A 1,130-nucleotide genomic window follows, 5' to 3' on the forward strand; every position below is an offset into this window, starting at 1 on the left:
TCGGTCCCTATCCTCTGCGCGCGTAGGAATATTGAGAAGGGCTGTCCCTAGTACGAGAGGACCGGGACGGACGAACCTCTGGTGTGCCAGTTGTCCTGCCAAGGGCATGGCTGGTTGGCTACGTTCGGAAAGGATAACCGCTGAAAGCATCTAAGCGGGAAGCCTGCTTCGAGATGAGTGTTCCCACCCCCTTTGAGGGGTTAAGGCTCCCAGTAGACGACTGGGTTGATAGGCCAGATGTGGAAGCCCGGTAACGGGTGGAGCTGACTGGTACTAATAGGCCGAGGGCTTGTCCTCAGTTGCTCGCGTCCACTGTGTTGTTCCCGGGTTGCGAACAGTTATCGCACCGGTTGAACAGATCCACTTACTTAATTGAAGAGTGTGCTTGTTCGCTAAGCCCGATAGGGTTTCGGTGGTCATAGCGTTAGGGAAACGCCCGGTTACATTCCGAACCCGGAAGCTAAGCCTTTCAGCGCCGATGGTACTGCAGGGGGGACCCTGCGGGAGAGTAGGACACCGCCGAACAATCTTTCAGGACCCTTGGTCCAGCGTTCATGCTGGACCAAGGGTCCTTTTTGTTTTTCCGAAGCGCGTCGGATGGCCGACTGCGCGAGAATGACTGCGTTACCCCAAGACAGGAGCCAGCCGATGTCCACCAACTCTTCCGACGATCGCCCGGAGCGCGAGCCGCGCCGGCGAGACGGCGATGACAGGGGCGGATACCGCGGCGGTCGTGATGACCGTGCGCCGCGCCGGGACAACGATCGCGGTGGGTTCCGTCGTGACGACCGCCCCACCGGCGGGGGATTCCGAGGCGGTCGTGACGACCGCCCGAGCGGACCTCGCCGTGATGACGACCGAGGCGGGCGTCCGAGCGGTGGGGGCGGTGGCTTCCAGCGTCGCGATGACCGGCCGAGCAGCGGCCCGCGACGTGACGACAGCCGCGGCGGACGTCCGGCCGGCGCCGGTGGCGGTGGCGGTGGCGGTGGCGGTTACCAGCGTCGTGACGACCGGCCCAGCAGTGGTCCGCGTCGGGACGACGACCGTGGTGGGTTCCGTGGCGGCCGCGACGACCGTGCGCCGCGTCGGGACGACCGTCCCAGCGGTGGTGGCGGCGGCTATCAGCGTCG

Annotated in this window: 2 rRNA genes and 1 pseudogene; 2 read left to right on the top strand and 1 reads right to left on the bottom strand. The window is 64.7% G+C overall.

Going from position 1 to position 1,130, the window contains the following annotated elements:
- Both G412_RS0131920 and rrf read left to right on the top strand, forming a co-directional pair.
- Positions 1-297: ribosomal RNA gene (locus G412_RS0131920) — 23S ribosomal RNA — on the top strand; the annotation flags it as partial.
- A 111-nt stretch (positions 298-408) separates the two neighbouring features.
- Positions 409-525 (top strand): 5S ribosomal RNA (gene rrf, locus G412_RS0131925).
- 99 nt (positions 526-624) lie between these two features.
- On the opposite strand, the pseudogene G412_RS41525 reads toward rrf, so the two are convergent.
- Positions 625-1,130, bottom strand: a pseudogene (locus tag G412_RS41525) (hypothetical protein); the annotation flags it as partial.

This window comes from Streptomyces flavidovirens DSM 40150 (genome assembly GCF_000429085.1).
Classification (GTDB): domain Bacteria; phylum Actinomycetota; class Actinomycetes; order Streptomycetales; family Streptomycetaceae; genus Streptomyces; species Streptomyces flavidovirens.